This window comes from Gordonia sp. CNJ-863 (assembly GCF_001942325.1).
Lineage (GTDB): Bacteria > Actinomycetota > Actinomycetes > Mycobacteriales > Mycobacteriaceae > Gordonia > Gordonia alkanivorans.
Genome location: NZ_MKKG01000011.1, coordinates 250,889 through 275,057 on the forward strand (window position 1 = coordinate 250,889; position 24,169 = coordinate 275,057).

The window sequence follows — 24,169 nt, forward strand, 5'->3', positions numbered from 1 at the left end:
AGGGGCTGTGTCAGGAGCCGGCGATGATCTCGCGGGCGCGCACGAAGAGGCCGTCGGCGTAGCGATGCAGTCGCTCGCCGACCTTGCGGGGTGCCTTGCCGTCGCAGGAGCGGGCATAGGTGCCCTCGAGGATGATGCCGAGCTTGAAACTCGCGAGAACGGTGTACCAGTCGAGCGCGTCGAGGTTCCTCTCGGAGCGCTCGGCATAGCGGGCGATGACCGCGGATCGGTTCGGTAGATCGCCGGCCTGGCCGAGCGCGCTCTCGTAGAGGTCCGGCTGCCGCGGGTCATCGGGCCAGATGGCCAGCAGCACACCGAGATCGAGCAGTGGGTCGCCGACCGTCGCCATCTCCCAGTCGACGATGGCCGCGACGTCGGGGGTGCGGTGATCGTAGAGGACGTTGGCCACGTGGTAGTCGCCGTGCAGCAGACCGGGCCGGAAATCAGCGGGGCGGTGGTCGTCGAGCCAGCCGGCGATCCGGTCGAGGTCGGGGAACGTCCCGCCCGGGTATCCCGGTGTGGCGGCGTACCGTTCGTGTTCGGCGAGCCACCGCGGCACCTGCCGTTCGAGGAAGCCGTCCGGTTTGCCGAAGTCGTCGAGGCCGATGGCGGAGTGGTCGACGGCCGCCAGCCCGGCGAGCGCGTCGACGAGGGCGTAACCCATCGCCTCGCGTCCCTCGGCGGTCGCGGCGTAGGCGGCCGGCAGGCTGTCGGCCGCGTTGAACCCCTGCACGGGCTCCATCAGGAAGAAGGTGGCCCCCAGAACGTCGGTGTCGGTGGTGCCGGCGACGAACCGGGGGTGTGCGACGTCGGTGGAGCTCAGCGCGGACAGCAGCGTCATCTCGCGTGCGATCGCGGCGTTCGATTGCGGGCGCAGGTGTCGGGGACCGCGCCGGAGCACGTAGTCCCGTCCGCCGCGGCTGACGATCACCATGATGTTCTGGGTGCCGCCGTGCAGCGGCCGGAGGTCGATGCCGTCCCCACCGGGCAGGCCCTCGTCGTCCATCCACACCGCGAGTGCCGCGGTGTCCACCGGGATCTCCTCGGTGTCGACCCGGATCTGATCGGGGGCGGGGCGGTCGGGGATCGTGCTGCGGGCCATGAGATGAACCTATGGCGTGTCCGCCCCGGGGAGAACCGTCGTCCTGCGAGCCCGTTGGAGGAATCTCCAATGGGTGTCGTCGCAGGTCACTGACCTGCGAGGTCGAGGACCTGGAAGGCCATCTTCGCCGACAGCAGGCAGTCCAGCGACGTCGGATCGCGTCGTGCGATCTCCTTGATCCGTCCGAGGCGGTACCGGATGGTGTTCTCGTGAACGTCGAGTGCCGTCGCGGTGGCCTGGACCTTGCCGTCGGCGGCCACGAAGGCCCGCCACGTGGCGAGGAGCGTGCCGTCGTCGTGTTGTCGGACGGGTGCGACGAAGGAGTGTGCGAAGTGCAGGGCCTCCTTGACGTGACCGCTGGACACGATCACCCGGAACAGGCCGAGCTCGTCGAGCGTCATCACCCGCTCGTTCCAACCGAACGACTTTGCCACCGAACCCATCTCGCGAAGGTCGCGATGGGCGTGCGGATAGTCGGCGGGGGTACGGCAGATCCCGGAGATGAGGGTCGCGCCGAGAGAGAGGTCACCGGAGAGCCGCTCGCGGATCGTCGACACGTGGTCGCGGACGCTCCCGACCTCGTCGAGGTCGTCGGACTCCAGGCGGACCATCACGATGACCGCCCCGGGCAGCCGGACGGCCGGCGGCGGCGAGATGGACATGACCGAGGCGAAGGTACGGGTGACCAGCGACTGGATCGCCGACGCCGTCAGCCGGTCGGTCGCGTCGTCCACGGTGAACCGAACCAGGACATGGGGATTGGTGAGGTCGATGCCGAACTGCGGGCCACGCCGGACCAGGTGTTCCTTGTCGCGGCTGTTGCGCAGCAGGTCCGACAGATAGTCGTCGCGCGCCTGACCCTCGGTCTCGATCTGCCGGCGCTCGGAGAGCATCTGCAGCGCCAGGACGGTCGCGCCGCGTTCGGCGATGTTCGCGTCGAGGGCCTCGAGGCTGCGGCCCACCTCGACGATGCCGAGGAAACCGGTCTGCCTGCCCTCGATCACCAGGCGGCACATGAGATGCCGGCGACCGAGCCCGACCGCGAGCTGCGCGGGGACGATCGCCGACGGGGTACTGACGGACAGTTCGGCGAGAGCCTGGCGCACCGAGGTGGTGGCCCGCACCTTCTCGCTCATCACCGGGGGAGCGGTCAGCTTGAGCGCCTCCGGCGCGGCCCAGGCGAGCACGTCGAACGAGTTGTTGTAGAGAACCACAGGCTTGGCCGACAGCTCCGACAGGAGTTCGACGACGCGGTGGATGTTGGCGCCCTCGAGCACCGCGCTGGTCAGGCGGTGGTGGACGTCGGCGAGGTAGGCCAGGGTGGCGTTGTTGCGCGCGATCTCGGCGGCCTGACCACGCAGGCGGGTGTTGAGCATCGCCTGGCTGATGAACAGGGCAGAGAGGCGGGCGAACAGTTCGGCCACCTCGATGTCCTCGGGGGTGAACTCGTGTTCGCGGCCGCGGCTGTCGACGAAGATCAGCCCGATCACCGCGCCGTCGAAGGTGAGCGGGACGCCGAGCATCGCGCGGACGTCCCAGTGCGTCATCGTCCGGCGGTGGGGACGCGGGTCGTTGAGGGCGTCGGCGATGACGACGGGCGCGCGGGTGTTGATGACCTCCTGGCTGAAGAGGTCGCCGTCGAAGCCGGAGATCTGCCTCTTCACGGCCTCGGTGATGTCGCCGGCGTCCTCGCAGAAGCCCGCCGCACCGCGATAGCTGCCGTTGGCGTGCCGCAGGTACACCGAGCAGCGGGTGACGCCGAGGAGTGCGCAGAGCTTCTGGCCCACCAGGCTGAGGAGATCCTCGAGCTTGGTGTCGGTGATGGCCTCGGTGGTGATCTCGGCGAAGGCCGCGATGACATCGCGTTCGCGGCCGGTGGCACGTGCCGACCCGCCCTCGGAGTCGAGACCGGTATCGACTCCTCGCTCCGCGATGGATGTCATCGGCACGGCCTCCTCACCGACAGATCATGATGAACCTCACAGTAGCAATGTCGTGTGAGGTGATTCATGCACCTGTCGTCCCGGTCGGCGCCTCTCGCACGACGGTGTCGCCCGACAGCACGTGGCCCATCCGCTCCTTCTTGGTGCGGAGGTACCGGACGTTGTGGGGGGTGGAGACGGTCGGCAGGCCGACGCGCCCGACGATGTCGAGGTCGTGGCCACCGAGTCCGCCGTACTTCGCGGGGTTGTTGGTGATCAGGCGGACGCGGCGGATGCCCAGGTCTTTCAGGATCGCGGCGCCGGTGCCGTAGGTGCGCGAATCCACCGGGAGTCCGAGTGCGGTGTTGGCGTCGACGGTGTCGAGGCCCTGCTCCTGGAGTGCATAGGCGCGGATCTTGTGACCGAGTCCGATCCCGCGGCCCTCGTGTCCGCGCAGGTAGACGACCGCTCCGCAGCCCTCCGCCGCGATGGCCGACAGCGCCTGCTCGAGTTGCGCTCCGCAGTCGCAGCGCAGCGACCCGACGATGTCGCCGGTCAGGCATTCGCTGTGCACGCGGACCAGGGCGCCCTCGGCGGTGGCCCCGGCGGCGGCCACGTCGCCCATGACGAGGGCGAGGTGTTCGGTGTCGTCGATGTCCGAGCGGTAGGCGACCGCGCGGAAGTCGCCGAACAGGGTCGGCATCGCGGCGGTGGCCATCTGGTGGACGAACGAACCGGCGGCGGTCCGGTGGGCCACGAGGTCGGCGATCCGCAGCACGGGCAGTCCGTGATGTTCGGCGAACGCGAGGAGGTCGTCGCCACGCCGCATCGACCCGTCGTCGGCGATGATCTCACCGATGACCCCGACCTCGCCGGCACCGGCCAGGGTGACCAGGTCGACGGCGGCCTCGGTGTGACCGGCGCGGGTGAGGACCCCGCCGTCACGCGCCTGCAGCGGGAAGACGTGTCCGGGGCGACGCAGTTCGCCGGCCGCGGTGCCGTCGGAGGCGAGGGCCCGGACGGTCAGGGCTCGGTCGTGCGCGGAGACCCCGGTGCCGGCGTCCTTGTGGTCCACGGTGACGGTGAAGGCGGTGCCGTGCGCGTCCCGGTTGTCCTCGACCATCTGCGGCAGCTCGAGCCGGCGGGCTCGGTCGGCGGTCATGGGGGCACAGATGATGCCGGTGGTGTGGCGGATCAGGAACGCCATCTGTTCGTCGGTGATCGACGACGCCGAGCAGATGAGGTCGCCCTCGTTCTCGCGGTCGTCGTCGTCGACCACGACGACGAAACCGCCTGCGGCAACGGCCGCGACCGCGCGGGCGACGGCCTGGGTCACGCCTCCGTCGCGATGGGCGTCGGGGCGTCGGGATCCTGGGGGAGGGGCGTCGTGTTCATCGGGCGACCTCGAATGCTCGGTGGGTGCCGAACACCCGGTCGTGGTAGGTGAGGGGTGCGGTGGAGGTGACGCCGGTCTCGACGATGTTGCCCAGTGCGACAACATGATCGCCGCCGTCGACCAGGGATGCGGTGGTGCAGCCCAGCCAGCCTGCGGCACCGTCGAGGCGGGGGAGCTGCGCGGAGTCCGACCAGTCGACCCCGTCGAACTTGTCGGCGCCCTTGCGGGCGAACCGCATCGCGACGTCGGCCTGATCGTGGGCGAGCACGTTCACACCGAATCGTCCGGTGCGGCGGATGATCGCGAGGAGGTCGGAGCCGCGGTCGAGGGAGACCAGGATCATCGGCGGTCCCATCGACAGCGACGTGAACGCGCTGACCGTGGTGCCGTGCGGTCGCTGGTCGTCGAAGGCCGTGATGACCGCGACGGGCGTGCAGACCTTGGCCATGACCTCACGGAACTCGAGGGCCACCTGGTCGAGAACGGTTTCGTTCACCGATCCTCCTGCATGATCTGGGGGTTGGAGTCGCTGCGGCGCCGGGGAAGGGGCCGGCGCCGCAGCGATGTCGTTCGGCGGATCAGACCGCCGCGGGCGCCTTGGCCTTCATCTTGTGGACCTCGGGGACGACCTTCTCGCCGAAGAGCTTCAGGCTCTTCTCGGCCTCGTCGAAGGGCAGACCGCCGAAGGCGAAGGCCGCGTTGGGGAGGAAGTCGCCGATGAGCTCGTGGCGGTAGGCGTACTTCTCGACACACTGTTCGGGCGTGCCGTAGATGTTCGCCTCGACGTAGGCATCGGCCGCGGCCTCCATGCCGGCCTCGCGGATCATGTCCGCACCCGCCTGGTAGGTCTCGTAGCCCTTGGTCTCACGCCAGTGCTTGCCGGCGAAGTCGTAGTGCTTGATGACCGACAGGAAGTAGCGGTTGATGTGCTCGTAGGCCAGTCGGCGGGCTTCCTCTTCGTCCTCGTGACAGATGACGAAGTCCTGGATGACCGGCGGGCCGGGCTCGACGCCCTGGGCGTCGCGGAACATCTGCTTCCAGCCGTTGATGGCCTCGGCGTGCTGCTCGAACGGGAACTGCATGAAGGTCATCATCTGGACGCCGAGGTCGGCGACCACCGGAACCGAGTCGGGCGACATCGCCGCGGCGAAAAGCCGACCGTCCCATGAGGTGTTCGGGTTCGGGGCCGGTCGCAGCGCGATCTCCTTCTGCGGGTACATCGGGCCGTCGCCGGACACGACGCCCGTGCGGAGGCCGCGCAGCACCATCTCGGCGGCTTCGTTGAAGCGCGGGCGGGCCTCGTCCATCGGGATGCCGAAGGCCTCGTACTCCATCTTCGCCAGGCCGCGGCCCATGCCGAGAAGCACACGGCCACCGGACATCTGGTCCAGCATGATGGCCTTCTCCACGACGCGCAGCGGATCGTTCCACGGCAGGATGGTAGCGCCGATGCCGAGCTTGACCTTCGAGGTGCGGCCGGCGAGGTAGGACAGGATCGCGAAGTTGTCCGGGCACATCGAGTAGTCGTCGAAGTGGTGCTCCGCCGACCAGACCGAGTCGAAACCGGCCTTCTCGGCCAGTACGCCGAGCTCGAGGTCGCGCAGGAAGACCTCTTCGTCGCTCACGTTCTCGTGGTAGTTCTGGAAGACGAGAAGTACGCCGACATCCATTGCATTGACTCCTTGGTTCAGTTGGGTTGGAGATTGAGGGGATTGGAGAATCAGGGGACGGGGGTGTTGGGAACTCCGAGGAGGAGTTCTCAGCCGAGGAAGACCGCGCGGGTGTGCTCGGTGTCCAGGAACTCCTTGACCTCGTGGATCTTTCCGTCGCGGACCACGAAGACGAAGTGGTAGAGGTTGTTGTAGACCTTGCCGTTGTTCATCTCCGAGTACGACTCGGTCTCGACCGCCACGCGTTCTCCCTCGGCGGTGAAGGCGAGCGGGGTGAGCGCGATGGCGCCGGTCTTGGTGGTGGCGGAGAGGCCGGCCAGCATTGCGCCGAATTCCTCTTTGTTCTTGGTTCCGGAGATACCGTCGATCTCTCCGCCCACCCACCAGGTGGCCGTCGGCGCCAGGAAGGACAGGATGGCGTCCACGTCGCCGCGGGAGAACACCTCCATGAACTCCGCGACCAGAGCCTTGTTCTGCTGCTCCGTGCTGACGCTCGCTGTACTGGTTGACACCGATTGGCCTCCTTCTGACCGTCACCCTCCGAGGAAGGCGAGAAACTGTGTGCAACAACGACGTTATGGGTTGGTGTGGCGTGAGTCACCCTCGTGTTTCGCGCCTCTTGTGGGTTGTCACAACCGGGCCGAGGCGGCCCGGCCCCACGTCACCGGCCGCCGCCGCTGAAGGTGTTCATCAGTCCACCGTCGACGGGCACGATCGCGCCGTACATGTAGGTGGACAGTGCGACATCGACGATGACCTGCGCGATCTCCTCCGGCCGGCCGGTCCGCCCGGCGGGGATGGACGAGACGATGCGTGCCCGAGCCCGGTCGCTGAGTCCGGAGGTCATGTCGGTATCCACAAAACCGGGGATGACCAGGTTGACCCGGATGTCGCGCGGGGCGAGTTCCGCGGCGAGGACCTGCGTCAGACCGCTGAGACCGGCCTTCGCCGAGCCGTAGGCGACGTCGCCCGGGAATCCCCGAAAGCCGACCACCGCACCGACATTCACGATCGACGAACCCGGTTCGAGGATCGGGACCGTGGCCTTGCACATCTCGAAGGCGCCGGTGAGATTGGTGGTCAGCACAAGATCCCAGTCCTCGCGACTCAGATCGTCGACCCGTCCACCGCGGTGCACGCCGGCGACGTTGATCAGGCCGTGGGCGCCGCCGTACTCCTCCTTGACGGTGGCCAGTGCGCGGGCCACCGACGAGGAGTCGGTGATGTCGGTCTTCAGCTCCAGGACCTGTGTCGGCCTGGTGAACGGCGTGGTCGCCACGCCGCGCGCCAGGGAAACGACGGAATCGCCTCGGGCCGTGAGGGTCTCGACGACGGCCCGGCCGATGCCGCGCGACCCGCCGGTGACGATCCAAACCCGGGGTTGGGTGCTCATGACTTCAGGAAACCGGTCAGTTCGGCGAGGTAGCGGTCCCGGTCCTCGAGGAACGGGGCATGACCGCAGGCGTCGAACGGGACGAGACGAGCACGGGAGTTGAGTTCGAGGACGGCCTCGGCCCCGGCGAACGGGACGAAGGCGTCGTCCCGGCCGTGCAGGAGCAGGATCGGGATGTCGAGCCCGCCAAGCTCCTTGCGCAGGTCGGTACGGGCGAGGTCGCGCAGCGAGTCGTCCCCGGCCGGGCCCATCTTCAGGAACATCCCCCAGATCCAGTCCAGGACATCCGAACTCGGGGGAGTCGCGCACACCGCGCCGGCCACGCCGCGGAAGGTGTCGGCGCGGTTGGCGGCGGCACCGGCGAGGACTCCCTCGACGTCTTCGGAAGAGCCGCCATAGGGCCAGTCGTCGGTCGCGGTGTAGCGCGGCGACGCGCCACCGGTCAGGACCAGGCCGCCGGCACGCGAGCCGAGGGACGCCGCGGCGGCCGTGGCGACGGCTCCGCCGAGAGACCAACCGTTGATGACGGGAGAGGTCAGGCCGAGATGCTCGACCACCTTGACCACGTCTTCGGCCAGGGCCGCGATCGAGACGTCTTCGAAGTCCTTGTCGGAGCGGCCACATGCGCGCAGATCGACGAGCACGACCTCGTGACCCGCGGCCTTGAGCGCGGGGGCGGTGGTGTCCCAGCAGCGGGTGTTGGCGCCCCAGCCGTGGATCAGCACGATGGGACGCGCGTCCCCGCGGTGGTGCTCGAAGTAGATCCGGCGATCGTTCTCAACCGCGAGATAGCTCATGGACTTCTCCTTCATCGTCGAACTCGATTTCGAAATATTTGTCGGTCTGGGTGGGTTCCTCGTGCCGAAGGGCACGGGGGACGAGTGGTGGGGCGTCGGCGAAACGTGGGATGACGTGCTCGGCGAGGAGCTCCATCGACCGCACGACGTCGTCGTGGGGCATCCCGCCGAACCGCATCCAGCAGATGAGATGGTCGAGACCCGTTTCCTCGCGCAGGATCTCGATCTCGCGGATGAGTCCGTCGGGGTCGCCGACGTAACAGATGCCGCCCTCGCGCAGGCCGGTCAGCGACATCGCGCCCTCGGCCGCGGCCTCCGCCAAGGCCGCGTAGCGCTCGTAGCCCGCCGGGGTCGCGGCACCCTGCGGCACGGCGGACATGACGTTGTCGAAGTACCACTCGAGACTCGGCCGGGCCCGGCGGACGGCCTGCTCGTCGTCCTCGGCGAGATGGATCTGCCAGTTCATCGGGAAGTCGAGGGAGAGGGGATCGCGGCCGCGGTGCATCAGCGTGCGCTTGGCGTCGACGACGAAGCCGTTGAGCTCGGGCAGGGTCATCAGCGTCGGCGTCACGAGCATGTTGTGTCCGTGGTCGGCGACCAGGTCGAACGTCTCGGGACTGATCGACGCCACATAGATCGGAGGCGTCGGCTGCTGGAGTGGTGCCGGCCGGCAGTCCACGCTGTCGATGTGGAAGTGCCTGCCGTGGAACGTGTACGGCTCGCCAACCGCTTTGGTCCACAGTCCGGTGACGATCTGGAACGCCTCGTCGAAGACCTCACGGCTGACGTCCTGCTTGTCGGCGACACCCATCGCACGGAACTCGTGGGGCTGGTAGCCGCGTCCGACACCGAAGTCGAGCCGGCCGCCGGAGATCACGTCGACCATCGCGAAGTCCTCGGCGATCCGGACCGGCCAGGCGAGCGTCAGATTGCTGACCGCGATACCGATGCGCATCCGGGAGGTGCGGGCCGCGATGGCCGCCGCCGCGACCTGCGGCGACGGCATCGAACCGTAGGCGCTGCCGTGGTGTTCGGCGAGCCAGACCCCGTCGAAGCCGAGACGCTCGGCGATCTCGACCTGCGAGAGCATCTCCTCGTAGGCCCGCCGAAAGTCCCGGTCCGGACTCTCCAACACGTAGAACAGGCTGAACTTCACACTGTCGACGTTAGGAATCGGCGTGCGTCACGGGAACGGGAGAATCCGCGGCGGTTGTGGGTTCCCACAAGTCGGGTGTACCGGCCGCCTGCTCGCGGAGTCGCCGTTTGTCGAGTTTTCCGACGCTGGTCCGCGGGAGGGCATCGACGGCGACGATCAATTCGGGCACCCACCAGCGCGGGACGCGGTCGGCGAGCTCGGCCTTCACCGCCTCCACGTCGAGGCCCTCGTCGCCGACGACGTACGCGACAGGACGCTCCTGCCAGCGCGGATGCGGAACGGAGACCACCGCTGCCTGATGGACGGCGGGGTGTTCGATCAGCGCCTCCTCCAGCGCGACAGAGCTGATCCACTCGCCACCGGACTTGATGAGGTCCTTGGTGCGGTCGACGATCGTCAGGTAACCGTGTTCGTCGACGACGCCGATGTCGCCTGTGCGCAACCAGCCGTCGTCGAACTTGTCCGGATGATCGGCACGGTAGTAGCCGGTGGCGACCCACGGGCCACGGATCAGGATCTCGCCGCGACTGATCCCGTCGTGGGGCATGACCCGGCCGTCCTCGTCGACGAGTTTCCACTGCAGACCCGGCAGGAGCCGCCCCTGTTTCCGGATGTACGCCCAGCGGCGTTCCGGGTCGTCGTCGGTGGATGCCGGGGGACGGGAGAACGTCGCCATCGGCGAGATCTCGGTCATGCCCCAGCCCTGGAACACCGGGATGCCGAGTGCCTCGAGGTCGCGGATCAGGCCGAGGGTCGGCGTCGAACCGCCCAGGACCAGCGCGCGGAGACTGCTCAGGTCGGTACCCGCGGTCTGGGCGTGGGCGAGCAGGTCCACCGCCACCGTCGGCACCATCCCGGTGTAGGTCACCCGCTCGGCGGCGATGATGCCGGCGATCTGCGCGGGTGTGGGATGTGGTCCGGGCAGGATCTGCGACGCCCCGGACATCAAGGCCGCGAACGGGACTCCCCACGCGTTGGCGTGGAACATCGGGACCACCAGCAGGGCGCGGTCGCGTTCGGAGATCGCGTGCCCGTCGGCCAGGCAGGCCGCCATGGTGTGCAGGTACAGGGACTTGTGGGAATATCCAACGCCCTTCGGCGCTCCCGTCGTACCCGACGTGTAGCAGAGGACGGCCAGATCGTCGTCCGCGCGGGCGACCGGTGCCGCGATCGCTTCCGCCGAGGCGACCATCGAGTCGAGAGTCGTTCCCGTCGGCGCGCCCTGGTCGTCGGTGTCGATCGGGATCACCGGCATGCCCGGACGGCGTTCGCGGGCGGTGGACAGCAGGTGATCCAGCGAGGGATCGGCGAAGATCATCGCATCGTCGGCGTGGTCGACGATGTAGGCGATCTCGTCGGGGGAGAGCCGGATGTTGATCGTGTGCAGCACCGCTCCGGCGAGCGGCACCGCGAGGTACAGCTCCAGGTGCCGCCGATGGTTCCAGGCCAGCGTGCCGACCCGGTCGCCCGGCCGGATGCCGCTCGCGACGAGGGCCGACGCGAGCCGCAGGACCCGGTCGGCATAGTCCCGGTACGTGTACCGGAGGACCTCGGCGCCGTCGACGTGATCGACGATCTCCTTGTCGGCGAACATGTCTCGTGCCCGGTACAGGAAGTCGGTGATCAGCAGCGGGTGGGCCGACGGACCGTGGTTCATGCAGGGACCTCCACGGACGATCGCGCGGCCAGACGGGCCCGGACCTCCGGAACGACCTTGCCGGCGAGGAGCTCGATGCGAGCGCTGCCGCTGTCGATGGACTCACCGGGCAGCTGCGCCCAGAAGTGCACGTCCTCGATCTGCGGGGTGGCGGTCAGCAACGCGGTGAGCTCGTCGACGGCGGTGGCCGGCTCCCAGAGGGTGAACGAGCCGGCGTCGACGAGCTGGCCGGGGTCGGTGAACTGCGGGATGGGACCGAACGCGCCCATCTCGATGTACTTGTTGATCTGGTAGAGCGCGTGGGTGCCGATACGCGACCATTCCCGTTCGGGATCGTCGGCGATGATCGTCCACTGCCCGGCGAAGATCCGGCCCTCGTCACGGGACCGGCCGAGTCGTTCGAGCGCGTCCAGGTACGAAGCGTGGTGCGCGTTCTGGGTGCTGAGGAAGCCGTCGCCGATGCGGGCGGCCCGTTCGATGGCCGGGTCGGCCATTGCACCGACCAGGAGGTCGGGCGTCGTCTCCGGGGTGGGAGTGACGGGCAGGGCGGGCTTGCGCAGGCGTTTGCCGTCGAACGGTTCGGCCGATCCGGACCAGCAGCGACGCACGATCTCCACGCCTTCCTCGAGCAGGCTCGGCCGGTTGATCAGGCGCCGTCCGAAAGCCTCGAACTCCGGTTCCCAGTATCCCTGCCCGACACCGAGCGAGAATCGTCCCCCGGTCAGCAGGGACAGCGTGGCCGAGTCCTCGGCGAGGCGGATGGGGTTGTGCAACGGCGACACGACGAGGTTGGTGCCGATCTTCATCGTCGTCGTCCGATCGCCGATCGCGGAGGCGAGCAGGAACGGCGACGGCGTGTAACCGTCCTCCATGAAGTGGTGCTCGGTCAGCCAGACCGAGTCGATCCCGATCGACTCCGCCCAGGTGATCTGGTCGAGTGTTGCGCGGTAGAAGTCGCCGAAACCGCGCGAGTTCCCGGGCGGATTGCGGAAGTCGTACCAGAGTCCGAAGTTGACGTCCGACGTACTCATTGCATGGTCCTTTCACCGACGGTGTGGTCGGTGTCACTCTCGGTGAAGAATGTGACGACGGGAAGGTGTCGCCGACCGGGTCGTTGTCGGAAATCCCAAGGACGCCGATCCCGGTTACCGGAAGGATGGAACCGAGATCGGCTCGTGCGCGTCCAAGTTGGCAGGTCGCCGGGCCGGGACGACGGCACTCCGGATGGGTACGATCAGGCATCGTCCGCGACCGGGAGGATCGGGGGCAGGGGATGAACGGGGGTGAGCAGATGGGCGGCGTCGAGCCGAACCGGATCGCGATGGACGTCGAGCAGGTGTCCGCGGTCTCGGTCTACTACCGGCGTTCGTCGTTGGTCCTCAACGCCGTCGCCGACGACCTCGCCGCGCACGACTTCGGCCGGTGGGCGCGCACCGATGCCGGCCCCGGCGCGGCGTCGTCGCTGGGGCCGTCCGCCGCGACCTACGCCGAGATGAGCGCCACGCTGTCCGCCCGCCTCCGGACGCAGTCGCAGGCCGCGGCCGTGCTCGCGCAGAACCTGCGCGACTCCGCGATCGCCATGGCCGACGGTGACGCGCGGGCCGCGAGCGAGATCGCGCGTCCGACACCGGGTTCCGGGGTGGCCGCGCAATGAGGAGGGGCCAGGATTCCCTGACCGCGTTGCGGACGGACGCGCAGGACGGCGCCGCGGCGCTGACCGGGCTGCTCGCGGCCGGGCGGCTGATGGGCGTACCCGTCCCCGACGACGCCTCGGTCCGTGCCGGCCTCCGAGCGGTGGACGACTTCGACATCACCGCGCTGTCGGCGGACAGCCAGGTTCTGGTCTCAGCCCACCGAGCCGTCGCCGAACAGCTGCATCACCTGCCCGAACAGCGGGTTCGGCTCGACGGCTGGCACGGCAGGTCCGCGTCACTCGCGATCGGCGCGGTCGTCGACCATCAGCGGCGCGCGGAATCCGACCTCTACCTTCTGCACACCGTCACCGACGCCACCTCCGCGGCCGCATCGGGGATCGACCGGTTGCTCCGCACCTTCTACCTCGCGATCGCCCGGCTGTCGGCGCCGAGCGCCGCGGGAACACCGCCGGCCGAGCTACCTCAGGCCGTGTTGACCGGGCTTGTCCCGCTCGACGTCGCGGTCGAGGACATCCGGTCGCGTGTCGAGCTGTTCACCACCTCGGTCGACGCAACGCTGCGCGGGATCGCCGGGATCCTCGACATCCTCAACCGGTCCCTCGACGGGATCGACGACGACCCCTATCCGGTCGAGTCGGCCCGTCCGCAACCGGTTCCGGCCGAGCCGCCTGCCGTGCCGACCGAGACGGTACTGGCGGCGCCGGAGTCCGGGGAGCAGCAGGAGGAACAGGAGCAGCAAGACATCCCGTTCCGGCTGAGCGGTTCGCCGGCCGTGGAAACCGAAGTCGCGCAGAGCGTCCCCGGAGCCGAAGCAGCCGGTGCCGTCGAGGGGAGGCCGGCGGCCGGTCCCGGCGGGGGAACGCCGACCCCGACCCACGTCATCGCCGACACCCGCGGCGGCAGCACCCCATCGACCGATCCCGACACCGCCGCGACGCCCGAGCGGTCCGCGGGTGACCTGGCCCTGGCAGGTGACCAGTGAGCCTCGCCGACCAGATCGAGGCGCTCGCGCGCTCGGCCACCGCCGAGGTCGCCGACGCCTCGCACCGTTTCTCCGCTGCTCAGCGGGATCTCGACCTCGCGATGACCGAACACCGGCGCACCGCCGCGCAATCGGAGACCGACCGGCTGCGTGCCCAACTCGAGCACGAGGCCGACGCCGCCGATGCGCTGCCCGGCATCATGCTGCCCGCCGACATGGCCGACGCCAGTCCGCATCTGCCGCCACCGAACGCATAGGCTGTCTGCTGTGCCAGGCAAGAAGCGTTCGAAACCATCGCAGCCGCCCGCGAAGCTGATGGCCGCGCTCGGCCGTCGGGGGCCGCACCGAGTCCTGCGCGGCGATCTCGGGATCGTCGGTACACGCGGTGAGGTGTTCACCCCCGCGAGCGGGGAACGACTGCCCGCCATCGCCTTCGGCCACGGCTGGCTGTCCTCGCCGAGCCGCTACCGCGACCTGTGCCACCACCTGGCCTCGTGGGGCATCGTGGTGGCGATCCCGGCCGGTCAGCGGGGCGTACTGGTCTCCGACGATGCGATGGCCGCTCAGCTGCGCTCGGCGCTGTCGATCGTGACGCGGGTCCGGCTGGGCTTCGGTGAGATCACCGTCGACCCGGCCAAGGTGGGTTTCGCCGGTCACGGGTTCGGGGCGTCGGCGGCGGTCATCGCCGCGTCGGAGGGCATCCTGCACGGTCAGCCGCAGCCGGAGGTCCGAGGAGTGGCCGCGCTGTTCCCGGCGCCGACCACCGCCGGACTCCTGCCCGCCGCACGTAGCGTCAGCGCACCCGGTCTCATCGTCTCCGCGATCGGCGAACTCGACACGATCGACGGCAACGCACTCCCGCTCGCCCAGGCCTACGGCGCCGACCACACCTCGGACGACGAGCGTCGTGTGGTGCTGCGCACGCCGCCCGGCGCGACGTCGCGCGGCCTCGTCGAGCACCGGACGATCGGTGCGCTGTGGGGGAGCAACGGCGCAGACAAGAAGACGCACACCGCCGTGCGTGCTCTGACCACCGGTTTCCTGCTGCACACGCTCACGCAGGACGCCGAGTACCAGGCGTTCTCCGACCCCGACACCGTTCTCGGCAAGGTGCCGGCCGTCGACCTCGACGACCCGCCGGAGGTGCAGGACCGCATCGCCAAACTGCTCGGCGCCAAGGAACGCAAGCGTCGTCGAGCAGCGTCTCCGGTACCCGCCGCGGCACCGAATGTCGTGGTCCCCAAGACCCTGGAGTGACGCCCCGCACGGTGGCACGTCGTTCGTCAGCGCGCGGGCGCGTCGTTCCCCCGCGCGGGCGCGTCGTTCCGTCAGCACGCAGGTACGCTGACTAGCTATGTGTGGAATCGTCGGATACGTGGGGCGGCGCGATGCCCTGGACATCGTCGTCGAGGCTTTGCGACGGATGGAGTACCGCGGGTACGACTCGGCCGGCGTCGCCATCCTCGACGGCGCCGGTAACACCGCGATCCAGAAAAAGGCCCTCCGGATGGAGAACCTGGAGAAGCAGATCGCGACCGTCGGCCGCGAGTCGCTGTCGGGGACCACGGGCATGGGCCACACGCGGTGGGCCACGCACGGCAAGCCGACCGACCGCAACGCGCATCCGCATGCCAGCGATGACGGCAAGATCGCGGTCGTCCACAACGGCATCATCGAGAACTACGCCGAGCTGCGGGCCGAGCTGGAGCAGGACGGCGTCGAGTTCGGGTCGGAGACCGACACCGAGACCGCCGTCCACCTGGTCTCGAAGTACTACACCTTCGGTCCCACCGCCGGTGACTTCGTCGCGAGTGCCTACGCGGGGCTGCGGCGGCTCGAAGGTGCGTTCACCCTCGTGTTCACCCACGCCGACCATCCGGACACCATCGTCGCCGCCCGCCGGTCGACCCCGCTCGTGGTGGGCGTCGGTCAGGGGGAGATGTTCGTCGGGTCCGACGTGACCGCGTTCATCGAGCACACCCGCGAAGCCGTCGAGCTGGGCCAGGACGAGGTCGTCGTCATCACCGCCGACACCTACACGATCACCGACTTCGACCGGAACGAGCGCGCGGGCAAGCCGTTCCACATCGACTGGGATCTCGCCGCGGCCGAGAAGGGCGGCTACGACTTCTTCATGCTGAAGGAGATCGCCGAGCAGCCGCGCGCGATCGCCGACACCCTGCTCGGTCACCTGCAGAACGGGCGCATCGTGCTCGACGAGCAGCGGCTGACCGACGACGACCTGCGCGACGTCGACAAGGTCTTCGTCGTCGCCTGCGGCACGGCGTACCACGCCGGTCTGCTGGCGAAGTACGCGATCGAGCACTGGACGCGGCTGCCGGTCGAGATCGAGCTGGCCAGCGAGTTCCGCTACCGCGACCCGGTCCTCGACCGGTCGACGCTGGTCGTGGCGATCTCCCAGTCGGGCGAGACCGCCGACACCCTCGAGGCCGTCCGGCACGCCAAGGACCAGAAGGCCCGCGTGCTGGCCATCTGCAACACCAACGGTGCGCAGATCCCGCGCGAATCCGACGCGGTGCTCTACACCCACGCCGGTCCGGAGATCGGCGTCGCGTCGACCAAGTGCTTCCTCGCGCAGATCGTCGCGGCGTACCTGGTCGGTCTGGCTCTCGCACAGGCGCGCGGCACCAAGTACGCCGACGAGGTGGCCCGCGAGTTCGCCGCCATCGAGGCCATGGCCGATTCGGTCGCCGAGGTTCTCGGGACCATGGAGCCCGTCCGCGAGCTCGCCCAGTCGCTGTCCCACCACAACACGGTGCTGTTCATCGGTCGCCACGTCGGCTACCCGGTGGCACTCGAAGGTGCATTGAAGCTCAAGGAGCTCGCGTACATGCATGCCGAGGGCTTTGCCGCCGGTGAACTCAAGCACGGCCCCATCGCTCTCATCGAGGACGGCCTGCCGGTCATCACCGTGATGCCGTCCCCGGAGGGTCGCGCGGTGCTGCATTCGAAGATGGTCAGCAACATCCGCGAGATCCAGGCCCGCGGTGCGCGCACGATCGTCATCGCCGAAGCCGACGACGCGGCCGCCCGCGCGGTCGCCGACGAATTCATCCCGATCCCGAAGACGCCGACGCTCCTGCAGCCGCTGGTCTCCACGGTGCCGCTGCAGGTGTTCGCCGCGAGCGTCGCCCAGGCCCGCGGTTACGACGTCGACAAACCGCGCAACCTGGCCAAATCGGTGACCGTCGAATAGACCGGCACCCATGCCGACCCGGTACCTGACCGCCGACGAGGTCCGCGACGCCGAGCGGGCGTCGGGAGACCTGCTGGCCAACGGGACGCTGATGCGCCGTGCCGCGCATGGGGTCGCGCAGGCCGTCGTCGGCGAGCTGAACCGGACCGGCGGTTGTTACGGCCGGTCCGTGGGTGTCGTCGTCGGCGCCGGCGACAACGGTGGTGACGCCCTCTTCGCCGCCGCCGAACTCGCCCGTCGCGGAGTGGCTGCTCACGCTGTGCTGCTCGCCGCCGACAAGGCGCACCCGGCCGGGCTGCGGGCGTTCCGGGCGGCCGGCGGTCGTGTCGACGACGCGTTGCCCGCCGGGCTCGACGCCGTCATCGACGGGGTCGTCGGCATCGGTGGCCGGGGACCGTTGCGGCCCGCCGCCGCGGCGGTCTTCGCCGGCCTCGATCCCGAGACAATTGTCGTCGCAGTCGATCTGCCGTCCGGCGTCGACGCCGACACCGGCGAGGTGCACACCCCGTCGGTCCGTGCCGATGTCACCGTCACCTTCGGCTTCCCTCGTCGCGCACACCTTCTCGCGGCATCGCGGTGCGGCCGGGTGGTCGTCATCGACATCGGCATCGGCGATCCCGTCGAACCAGCTGTGCGACAGCTCATCTCGTACTCCGACGCCGAGATCGACTGGCCCGTACCGGGTCCCGCGGACGACAAGTACACCCAGGGCGTGGTCGGGGTCATCGCCGGCTCACACCGCTACCCGGGTGCGGCGATCCTGGCCTCCGGGGCCGCGGTCACCGCGACCTCGGGTATGACCCGGTACGTCGGTTCGGCGCACGCCGAGGTGGTGTCGCACTTCCCCGAGGTGGTCGCCGCGCCGGACCTCGCCGACGCCGGCCGGGTCCAGGCGTGGGTGGTGGGCCCGGGCATGGGTACCGACGCCGCCGCGACGGCTCTGCTGCGTACCGTTCTCGACTCCGATCTACCGGTCCTCGTCGATGCCGATGCGCTCACCATCGTCTCGAACGAACCCGGACTCGTCGCCGGTCGCGCGGCACCGACGCTCCTGACCCCGCATGCGGGTGAGTTCGCGCGGTTGACCGGGTCCGAGGTGGGAGCCGATCGGGTGTCCGCGGTCGCCGACCTCGCCGCCCGGTGGGGTGTCACGGTGTTGTTGAAGGGCCGGATCACGCTGGTCGCCGATCCGTCGGGAAGGGTCGCCGGCAACGACGCCGGATCGTCCTGGGCCGCGACCGCGGGCGCCGGCGACGTGCTCGCCGGGATCGCCGGCTCGCTGCTCGCCGCCGGCCGGTCACCTCAGGAGGCGGGTGCCTGGGCGGCTCGCGTCCACGCCCACGCCGCGCTGCTGGCGAGCCGGGGAGCCCCCATCGGTGCGTCCGCGCTGCTCGCCGCGCTGCGCCCGGCGATCCGCGAGTTCGCTACAGGAAGAACAGCAGCGGAGACGCCGACCCCGCCACGCTGATCAGCGTGACGATCGAGAGCAGCACCAGATCGACGATCGGCCCCGCCCGGTGCAGCTCGTCGGCGCCGAGACGTCTGACAAACGAGACGAGCAGCCCGACCACCGCGCCGACGGTCGCGACGACGCCCACCACGTACAGGACCATCGCCGCGAACACCCAGCCGTCCGCGTCGTTCTCACCCAGCGCCTCGAGGATCGCGACGAAGAACAGGACCGCGCTGGTGAACAGGGAGACCCAGGCGAGGCCGTTCGACACCCAGGCCGTCACCGATTCGCGCATGCCGGGGGTGCGGCCGGCGGGGAGAGCGGGATCGGCGGGACCGTACACGAGCGGGTCCACGGGGACGAAGTCATCGGGGAAACCGGGGTCGGGGTGACCGGACACGGGATTCATGGTGGCGTACATGGCCGCTTTCTGAAGAGGTGAGCTGCATCTGTCGTTCAGCCAACCGCGTCCCCGCGACGGCCGCATCGGTGTGATTACTCATACACGGCCGGGTGAAATGGCTGGTCATGGCGTTCCGCGGGTCGCCGCGCACAAATCGGTGGTGACGATCTGGGAGAATGGTCGGCGATGACTTCCGCTGCCCTGACCGCGACCGTCGACCTCGGCGCCATCGCGCACAACCTCGATGTGTTGCGTACTGCTTCGAACGCTGCCGTGATGGCGGTCGTGAAAGCCGACGCCTACGGCCACGGCGCCGTGCCGGTCGCGAAGGCCGCGATCGCCGCGGGTGCCGCCGAGCTGGGCGTCGCGCACATCACCGAGCGCGCGCACTGCGCGCCGCCGGGATCGACGCGCCGATCACCGCCTGGCTGCACACACCGGGGGCGGACTTCTCGGGTGCCGTCACCGATCGCATCGAGATCGCCCTGTCTTCCGCCGCGCAGCTCGACGCGGTGGTCGCCGCCGCCCGGGCCACCGGTGTCGAGGCGAGCGTGACGGCCAAGGTGGACACCGGCCTCAACCGGAGCGGCGTCGCCGTCGACGAATGGGACGACTTCGCCGAGAAGCTCGCGAAGGCGCACGCCGAGGGAGCGGTCACCGTCCGCGCGGTGATGTGTCACCTCGCCCGCGGCGACGAACCCGACCATCCCCTCAACAGCGAGCAGGCCGCCCGGCTCGACGCCGCGGCCGCCGACCTCGCCCGCCTCGGCGCGGCGCCCGAGATCATGCACATCGCGAACTCTCCTGCGGCACTGACCCGTCCGGACCTGGCGCGCGACCTCGTCCGCCCCGGTATCGCACTGTACGGCCGGACCCCGGTCCCCGAACTCGGCGACTTCGGGCTCATCCCGGCGATGACGCTGTCGGCGCGGGTGGCCCTGGTCAAGAAGGTCGCTGCCGGGCAGGGCGTCTCCTACAGTCACACCTGGATCACACCGCACGACACCGTCGTCGCGATCGTCCCGGCCGGTTACGCCGACGGGGTGCCGCGACTGCTGTCGGGCCGCATCCGGGTGCGCATCGCCGATCGCCTGTTCGACGGCATCGGGCGCATCTGCATGGACCAGTTCGTCGTCGACCTCGGACCAGACGGGGCCGGGGTGCGGGAGGGCGACGAGGTCGAACTCTTCGGCACCGGCGCCCGCGGCGGCGTCACGGCCAAGGACTGGGCCGACGCCATCGGCACCATCGACTACGAGATCGTCTCCCAGGTCGGCAACCGTGCGGTCCGGCGCTACCTGAACGCGGGCCCGGCCCGCGGTGACGCGGTGGCCGACGAGTGAGCGGGGTGAGCGTGGTGGACGATTCCGAACGCGTCGGGCTGCTGGCCGGGTTGGCGGGTGTCGCGGCACTGGGCGGCCTGGCGGCGATCGGCGCGGCGCGCAACATGGCGCGCAAGAGCGTCGTCGGCAGGTCGGATCCCCACGCCGACATCGACCTCACCACGATGTACGACGAGCACGCACGGACCGTGACCACCGACGACGGCCTCGATCTCGCGGTCCGGACCATCGACCTCGGTGACGTCCCGAACGGCGCATATCCCGAGCTCACCATCGTCTTCGTGCACGGGTTCAGCCTGCGGTTGGCGAGCTGGCACTTCCAATGTGAACAGCTTGCCGCCGAGTGGGCCGACCGCAACTACCGCTTCGTCTTCTACGATCACCGCGGCCACGGCGAGAGCGATCCCGCGCCGGCCGAGACCTGCACGATCGCGCAACTCGCCGACGACGCCGCGGCGGTGATCCGCTCGACGGTGACCAGCGGACCCGTTGTGGTGGTGGGGCATTCGATGGGCGGCATGACGGTGATGGGTCTGGCGCGCCGGCACCCGGCGCTGTTCTCGTCCACCGGACCGGTTGCGGGGGTCGGCCTGGTCGCGACCGCCTCGCGGGGCCTGACCGAGGCGGGACTCGGTGAGGGATTGGGCAATCCGGTGATCGACGCCTTCCGCCTGAGCGTCCGCCGCGCACCGCGCCTGGTCCAGGCCGGCCGCGGACTGACCCGCCAGGCCCTCGAACCGGTGCTCGTCGCGGCCAGCTTCGGCCCGGCGTTCTTCAGTCCGGCGCTCGGTAGCGCCGTGGAGAAGATGATCCAGTCCACGCCGATCGAGACCATCGTGAACTTCTTGCACGCCTTGGAGATCCACGACGAGTCGACGGCGCTTCCGGTGCTGGCGCAGGTGCCCACGACCGTCGTGTGCGGCGACAAGGACCGGCTGACGCCGCTGCCGAACTCGGTGCGCATGTACTCCCAGCTCGGCCCGGATTCTCGTCTCGTGGTGGTCAAGGGAGCCGGTCACATGGTCCAGATGGAGGAACCCCGATTGGTCAGCGACGCGATCGTCGATCTCGTGGACCGCGCCCGGGTCGCGCTGCCTGCGCCCCGGCGTCGCTGGTGGAAGCGACGGGCGAAGGCATGAGCCCGGAGAGGCCGCACGCCGGCGGAACCCGCCCGACGCCGGTCACCGACCGCACCGGGACCCGCGAGTTACCGGAGGTCGCCGACACCGAGGCGTTCGGCGCCGAACTCGCCACCGTGTTGTCGCCGGGCGACCTGGTGATCCTCGACGGCCCGCTCGGTGCGGGCAAGACCGCCCTGGCGCGCGGCATCGGCGCAGGTCTGGGGATCGAGGGCCGGGTCACCTCGCCGACCTTCATCATCGCGCGCGAGCACCGGCCGGGCCGTCCCGGAGGGCCGGCGATGGTTCACGTCGACGCGTACCGGCTCGGGCTGGCAGGCGGCGACGGGGACGGGGGACTGGCGCGAGGCGGTCTCGACGAGCTCGACGCCCTGGACCTGGACACGGAGCTGACGAATGCGGTCGTCGTGGTCGAATGGGGTGAGGGTGTGGCCGAGCGGCTGGCGCAGCGCTATCTCGTGGTGCGGTTGCGCCGGGATGTGGACACCGATGTGCGACATGTGGAGTGGGAGTGGGTGAGGTGAGGAATGAGTTCCGGTGAAGGGGGTCTCGGCGCGGCCCGGACGGTGCTCGCGATCGACACCGCGACCGACTCGGTGGTCACCGGGGTCGTCGAACTGACCGGCGACACGATCGCCGATGTGCGGGTGCTCGCCGAACGCGTGGTCACCGACCACCGTCGGCATGCCGAACTGCTCACCACCCTGATCGCGGAATGCCTTGCCGAGTCCGGGATCTCCCGCGACTCGCTGGCCGCGGTGGTCGTCGGATGCGGCCCCGGGCCGTTCACCGGTCTGCGCGTGGGCATGGCCACCGGCGCGGCCTTCGCCGACGCACTCGGCATCCCCGCCCACGGCGTGTGTTCGCTGGACGCGCTCAACCTCGACACGACCCCGCCCGGCGAGGGTTCCGACGTCCTCGTCGTCACCGACGCCCGGCGCCGAGAGGTGTACTGGGCGTTGTACCGCGACGGTGCGCGGGTGCGCGGACCCGAGGTCACCGCCCCGGCGACGGTCGCCGAGGAACTGTCCCCGGTATTCACCGCAGGCGAGGTCGGGGCGGCGTCCGGCTCGGCGTCCCATCTCGAACTGGTCGGCTGGACGGGCGCGCCGCCGCAGGCCACCGTGCCGTCGGCTCGCGGACTCGTCGCGGCGGCCGCTCCCGCGATCATCGCCGGTGAGATCCCCGAACCCCTTGTGCCGCTGTATCTCCGACGTCCCGATGCGGTCGAGCAGAAGGCCCGGAAACTGGGGGCCGCGCGGTGACGGCGCCGGAGCTGATCATCGATGCGCTGACCTACGGCGACATCCCGCAGTGCGCGGCGCTGGAGAAGCTGATGTTCGCCGAGGACTCGCCGTGGCCGGCGTCGGCGTTCCGGGCCGAACTGAACGCGCCCTACAACACCTACTTCGCGGCGCGCGAACGCGCGGGCGGCGAGGTCATCGGCTACGCCGGGATCTCCACGCTCGGTCAGCCCGACGCCTACGAATGCGAGATCCACACGATCGCAGTCGATCCCGCCCATCGCGGGCGGGGGATCGGCAAGGACCTGCTGGAGGCGATGCTGGCGGTGGCCGACGCCGTCGACGCCCCGGTGTTCCTCGAGGTCCGCACCGACAACGACGTCGCGATCACCCTGTACTCCCGGCATGGCTTCAGCACCGCCGGAATCCGCCGGAACTACTATCAGCCGTCCGGTGCGGATGCCTACACGATGTTGCGGGTCCCGAGTTCGGGACGGCCGCTCGACCCCGAGGAGGGCCCGGCATGATCGTCATGGGCATCGAGAGTTCCTGCGACGAGACCGGAGTGGGCATCGTGCGCTGGACGCCGGCCGACGGCGACACCCCCGGCCACGCGACGCTGCTCGCCGACGAGGTCGCCTCGAGCGTCGACGAACACGCCCGTTTCGGCGGCGTCGTCCCCGAGATCGCCTCGCGCGCACACCTCGAGGCCATCGTGCCGACGATGCGCCGTGCTCGTGAGGCCGCCGGCATCGACCGGCCCGACGCCATCGCCGTCACCATCGGGCCCGGGCTCGCGGGCGCGCTGCTCGTCGGCGTCGCCGCGGCCAAGGCCTATGCGCTCGCCTGGGATGTGCCGCTGTACGCGATGAACCATCTCGGCGGGCACGTCGCGGTGGACACCCTCGAGCACGGCCCGATGCCCGAGTGCGTCGCCCTGCTCGTGTCCGGCGGACACACTCATCTGCTGCACGTCACCGATCTCGCCGAGCCGATCGTCGAACTCGGCACCACGGTCGACGACGCGGCGGGGGAGGCCTTCGACAAGGTCGCCCGACTCCTCGACCTCGGATTCCCCGGCGGCCCGGCCCTCGACCGTGCCGCCCGCGACGGCGACCCTGAGGCCATCGCTTTTCCCCGCGGGATGACCGGCCCGCGCGACGCCCGCCACGACTTCTCGTTCAGCGGTCTCAAGACGGCGGTCGCGCGGTACGTGGAGAAGTGTGAGCGCGACGGGGTGGCGGTCCCGGTGGCCGACGTCGCGGCGTCGTTCCAGGAGGCCGTCGCCGACGTGCTCACCATGAAAGCGGTTCGTGCGTGCGGTGATCTGGGAGTCGACACGCTCGTCCTCGGCGGTGGTGCGACCGCCAACTCGCGGATTCGGTCGCTCGCCGAGGAGCGGTGCGCGGCCGCCGGCATCACGCTGCGCGTGCCCAAGCCGCGACTCTGCACCGACAACGGGGTCATGATCGCGACGCTGGGCGCGCACGTGATCGCCGGAGGCGCGGCGCCGTCGCCGCTCACGGTCGCATCCGACCCGGCGATGTCGGTGCGGGTCAGTCAGCTCTGAGGCCTCTTCGGGGGCCCCGACGCGCCGAGCTGTATTCGCGGCGAGCGAAACTCCGGCATTTTGCACCCTC

22 protein-coding genes and 2 pseudogenes are annotated in these 24,169 nt (G+C 69.7%); 12 read left to right on the forward strand and 12 right to left on the reverse strand.

Going from position 1 to position 24,169, the window contains the following annotated elements:
- Positions 1 to 10 precede the first annotated feature (10 nt).
- From BJF87_RS07040 to BJF87_RS07090, 11 genes and pseudogenes are all read right to left on the reverse strand, one after another.
- Positions 11 to 1,102 (reverse strand): phosphotransferase family protein, encoded by a 1,092-nt coding sequence (locus tag BJF87_RS07040; RefSeq protein ID WP_006357747.1) that lies wholly within the window; start codon positions 1,100 to 1,102, stop codon positions 11 to 13.
- Positions 1,103 to 1,188: 86 nt separating this feature from the next.
- Positions 1,189 to 3,045, reverse strand: a complete 1,857-nt coding sequence (locus tag BJF87_RS07045) for a GAF domain-containing protein (RefSeq protein ID WP_006357748.1) — start codon at positions 3,043 to 3,045, stop codon at positions 1,189 to 1,191.
- A gap of 64 nt (positions 3,046 to 3,109) precedes the next feature.
- Positions 3,110 to 4,419, reverse strand: a pseudogene (locus BJF87_RS07050) (bifunctional 3,4-dihydroxy-2-butanone-4-phosphate synthase/GTP cyclohydrolase II).
- Complete coding sequence (locus tag BJF87_RS07055) at positions 4,416 to 4,916, reverse strand: flavin reductase family protein (RefSeq protein ID WP_006357750.1); 501 nt, start codon at positions 4,914 to 4,916, stop codon at positions 4,416 to 4,418. Before BJF87_RS07055 ends, BJF87_RS07050 begins: the two are co-directional and overlap by 4 nt.
- An 82-nt stretch (positions 4,917 to 4,998) precedes the next feature.
- On the reverse strand, positions 4,999 to 6,090 hold the full coding sequence (locus BJF87_RS07060) for an LLM class flavin-dependent oxidoreductase (RefSeq protein ID WP_006357751.1): 1,092 nt from the start codon (positions 6,088 to 6,090) through the stop codon (positions 4,999 to 5,001).
- 89 nt (positions 6,091 to 6,179) lie between these two features.
- Positions 6,180 to 6,602 (reverse strand): nuclear transport factor 2 family protein, encoded by a 423-nt coding sequence (locus BJF87_RS07065; RefSeq protein ID WP_005195822.1) that lies wholly within the window; start codon positions 6,600 to 6,602, stop codon positions 6,180 to 6,182.
- A 149-nt stretch (positions 6,603 to 6,751) separates the two neighbouring features.
- Positions 6,752 to 7,483, reverse strand: coding sequence for an SDR family NAD(P)-dependent oxidoreductase (locus BJF87_RS07070; RefSeq protein ID WP_075862850.1), 732 nt, complete (start codon positions 7,481 to 7,483; stop codon positions 6,752 to 6,754).
- Positions 7,480 to 8,280 carry an alpha/beta fold hydrolase gene (locus BJF87_RS07075; protein WP_075862851.1) on the reverse strand — a complete coding sequence of 267 codons (801 nt, stop codon included), beginning with the start codon at positions 8,278 to 8,280 and terminating at the stop codon, positions 7,480 to 7,482. The genes BJF87_RS07070 and BJF87_RS07075 overlap by 4 nt, the downstream gene beginning before the upstream one ends.
- Positions 8,261 to 9,436, reverse strand: a complete 1,176-nt coding sequence (locus tag BJF87_RS07080) for an LLM class flavin-dependent oxidoreductase (protein ID WP_075862852.1) — start codon at positions 9,434 to 9,436, stop codon at positions 8,261 to 8,263. The genes BJF87_RS07075 and BJF87_RS07080 overlap by 20 nt, the downstream gene beginning before the upstream one ends.
- Before the next feature lie 10 nt (positions 9,437 to 9,446).
- Complete coding sequence (locus BJF87_RS07085) at positions 9,447 to 11,093, reverse strand: long-chain fatty acid--CoA ligase (RefSeq protein ID WP_006357755.1); 1,647 nt, start codon at positions 11,091 to 11,093, stop codon at positions 9,447 to 9,449.
- Positions 11,090 to 12,124 (reverse strand): LLM class flavin-dependent oxidoreductase, encoded by a 1,035-nt coding sequence (locus tag BJF87_RS07090; protein ID WP_006357756.1) that lies wholly within the window; start codon positions 12,122 to 12,124, stop codon positions 11,090 to 11,092. Before BJF87_RS07090 ends, BJF87_RS07085 begins: the two co-directional genes overlap by 4 nt.
- 260 nt (positions 12,125 to 12,384) lie before the next feature.
- Between BJF87_RS07090 and BJF87_RS07095 the strand changes: the two genes are divergently transcribed.
- From BJF87_RS07095 to BJF87_RS07120, 6 genes are all read left to right on the forward strand, one after another.
- Complete coding sequence (locus tag BJF87_RS07095; RefSeq protein WP_006357757.1) at positions 12,385 to 12,747, forward strand: hypothetical protein; 363 nt, start codon at positions 12,385 to 12,387, stop codon at positions 12,745 to 12,747.
- Positions 12,744 to 13,730: a hypothetical protein gene (locus tag BJF87_RS07100; protein ID WP_075862853.1), complete on the forward strand. Its 987-nt coding sequence runs from the start codon at positions 12,744 to 12,746 to the stop codon at positions 13,728 to 13,730. The genes BJF87_RS07095 and BJF87_RS07100 overlap by 4 nt, the downstream gene beginning before the upstream one ends.
- Positions 13,727 to 13,987, forward strand: a complete 261-nt coding sequence (locus BJF87_RS07105; protein ID WP_006357759.1) for a hypothetical protein — start codon at positions 13,727 to 13,729, stop codon at positions 13,985 to 13,987. Before BJF87_RS07100 ends, BJF87_RS07105 begins: the two co-directional genes overlap by 4 nt.
- A gap of 10 nt (positions 13,988 to 13,997) precedes the next feature.
- Complete coding sequence (locus BJF87_RS07110) at positions 13,998 to 14,987, forward strand: dienelactone hydrolase family protein (protein WP_042376694.1); 990 nt, start codon at positions 13,998 to 14,000, stop codon at positions 14,985 to 14,987.
- Between the two features lie 97 nt (positions 14,988 to 15,084).
- Positions 15,085 to 16,947, forward strand: a complete 1,863-nt coding sequence (glmS, locus tag BJF87_RS07115) for a glutamine--fructose-6-phosphate transaminase (isomerizing) (RefSeq protein WP_006357761.1) — start codon at positions 15,085 to 15,087, stop codon at positions 16,945 to 16,947.
- A 10-nt stretch (positions 16,948 to 16,957) separates the two neighbouring features.
- Positions 16,958 to 18,415, forward strand: coding sequence for a bifunctional ADP-dependent NAD(P)H-hydrate dehydratase/NAD(P)H-hydrate epimerase (locus tag BJF87_RS07120; RefSeq protein ID WP_075862854.1), 1,458 nt, complete (start codon positions 16,958 to 16,960; stop codon positions 18,413 to 18,415).
- Here the strand turns inward: BJF87_RS07120 and BJF87_RS07125 are convergent.
- Positions 18,372 to 18,821: a hypothetical protein gene (locus BJF87_RS07125; protein WP_006360711.1), complete on the reverse strand. Its 450-nt coding sequence runs from the start codon at positions 18,819 to 18,821 to the stop codon at positions 18,372 to 18,374. The genes BJF87_RS07120 and BJF87_RS07125 overlap by 44 nt on opposite strands.
- 168 nt (positions 18,822 to 18,989) lie before the next feature.
- Here BJF87_RS07125 and alr point away from each other — a divergent pair.
- From alr to tsaD, 6 genes and pseudogenes are all read left to right on the forward strand, one after another.
- Positions 18,990 to 20,146: pseudogene (alr, locus tag BJF87_RS07130) on the forward strand (alanine racemase).
- Positions 20,143 to 21,285: an alpha/beta fold hydrolase gene (locus BJF87_RS07135; protein ID WP_075862855.1), complete on the forward strand. Its 1,143-nt coding sequence runs from the start codon at positions 20,143 to 20,145 to the stop codon at positions 21,283 to 21,285. Before alr ends, BJF87_RS07135 begins: the two are co-directional and overlap by 4 nt.
- Positions 21,282 to 21,809, forward strand: a complete 528-nt coding sequence (gene tsaE / locus BJF87_RS07140; protein ID WP_075862856.1) for a tRNA (adenosine(37)-N6)-threonylcarbamoyltransferase complex ATPase subunit type 1 TsaE — start codon at positions 21,282 to 21,284, stop codon at positions 21,807 to 21,809. The genes BJF87_RS07135 and tsaE overlap by 4 nt, the downstream gene beginning before the upstream one ends.
- Before the next feature lie 3 nt (positions 21,810 to 21,812).
- Entirely contained in the window at positions 21,813 to 22,550 is a 738-nt protein-coding gene (gene tsaB / locus BJF87_RS07145) for a tRNA (adenosine(37)-N6)-threonylcarbamoyltransferase complex dimerization subunit type 1 TsaB (protein ID WP_075862857.1), read from the forward strand.
- Entirely contained in the window at positions 22,547 to 23,056 is a 510-nt protein-coding gene (gene rimI, locus BJF87_RS07150; protein WP_006360716.1) for a ribosomal protein S18-alanine N-acetyltransferase, read from the forward strand. The genes tsaB and rimI overlap by 4 nt, the downstream gene beginning before the upstream one ends.
- Complete coding sequence (tsaD, locus tag BJF87_RS07155) at positions 23,053 to 24,099, forward strand: tRNA (adenosine(37)-N6)-threonylcarbamoyltransferase complex transferase subunit TsaD (protein ID WP_006360718.1); 1,047 nt, start codon at positions 23,053 to 23,055, stop codon at positions 24,097 to 24,099. Before rimI ends, tsaD begins: the two co-directional genes overlap by 4 nt.
- Positions 24,100 to 24,169 lie beyond the last annotated feature (70 nt).

What these genes read in the sequence shown, in the direction of transcription:
- glmS (WP_006357761.1), top strand. Translation starts at nt 15,085, where the DNA reads ATGTGTGGAATCGTCGGATACGTGGGGCGGCGCGATGCCCTGGACATC.
- BJF87_RS07045 (WP_006357748.1), bottom strand. Translation starts at nt 3,045, where the DNA reads ATGACATCCATCGCGGAGCGAGGAGTCGATACCGGTCTCGACTCCGAG.
- BJF87_RS07070 (WP_075862850.1), bottom strand. Translation starts at nt 7,483, where the DNA reads ATGAGCACCCAACCCCGGGTTTGGATCGTCACCGGCGGGTCGCGCGGC.
- BJF87_RS07060 (WP_006357751.1), bottom strand. Translation starts at nt 6,090, where the DNA reads ATGGATGTCGGCGTACTTCTCGTCTTCCAGAACTACCACGAGAACGTG.
- tsaE (WP_075862856.1), top strand. Translation starts at nt 21,282, where the DNA reads ATGAGCCCGGAGAGGCCGCACGCCGGCGGAACCCGCCCGACGCCGGTC.
- BJF87_RS07125 (WP_006360711.1), bottom strand. Translation starts at nt 18,821, where the DNA reads ATGTACGCCACCATGAATCCCGTGTCCGGTCACCCCGACCCCGGTTTC.
- tsaD (WP_006360718.1), top strand. Translation starts at nt 23,053, where the DNA reads ATGATCGTCATGGGCATCGAGAGTTCCTGCGACGAGACCGGAGTGGGC.
- BJF87_RS07075 (WP_075862851.1), bottom strand. Translation starts at nt 8,280, where the DNA reads ATGAGCTATCTCGCGGTTGAGAACGATCGCCGGATCTACTTCGAGCAC.
- BJF87_RS07120 (WP_075862854.1), top strand. Translation starts at nt 16,958, where the DNA reads ATGCCGACCCGGTACCTGACCGCCGACGAGGTCCGCGACGCCGAGCGG.
- tsaB (WP_075862857.1), top strand. Translation starts at nt 21,813, where the DNA reads ATGAGTTCCGGTGAAGGGGGTCTCGGCGCGGCCCGGACGGTGCTCGCG.
- BJF87_RS07040 (WP_006357747.1), bottom strand. Translation starts at nt 1,102, where the DNA reads ATGGCCCGCAGCACGATCCCCGACCGCCCCGCCCCCGATCAGATCCGG.
- BJF87_RS07090 (WP_006357756.1), bottom strand. Translation starts at nt 12,124, where the DNA reads ATGAGTACGTCGGACGTCAACTTCGGACTCTGGTACGACTTCCGCAAT.
- BJF87_RS07085 (WP_006357755.1), bottom strand. Translation starts at nt 11,093, where the DNA reads ATGAACCACGGTCCGTCGGCCCACCCGCTGCTGATCACCGACTTCCTG.
- BJF87_RS07095 (WP_006357757.1), top strand. Translation starts at nt 12,385, where the DNA reads ATGGGCGGCGTCGAGCCGAACCGGATCGCGATGGACGTCGAGCAGGTG.
- BJF87_RS07100 (WP_075862853.1), top strand. Translation starts at nt 12,744, where the DNA reads ATGAGGAGGGGCCAGGATTCCCTGACCGCGTTGCGGACGGACGCGCAG.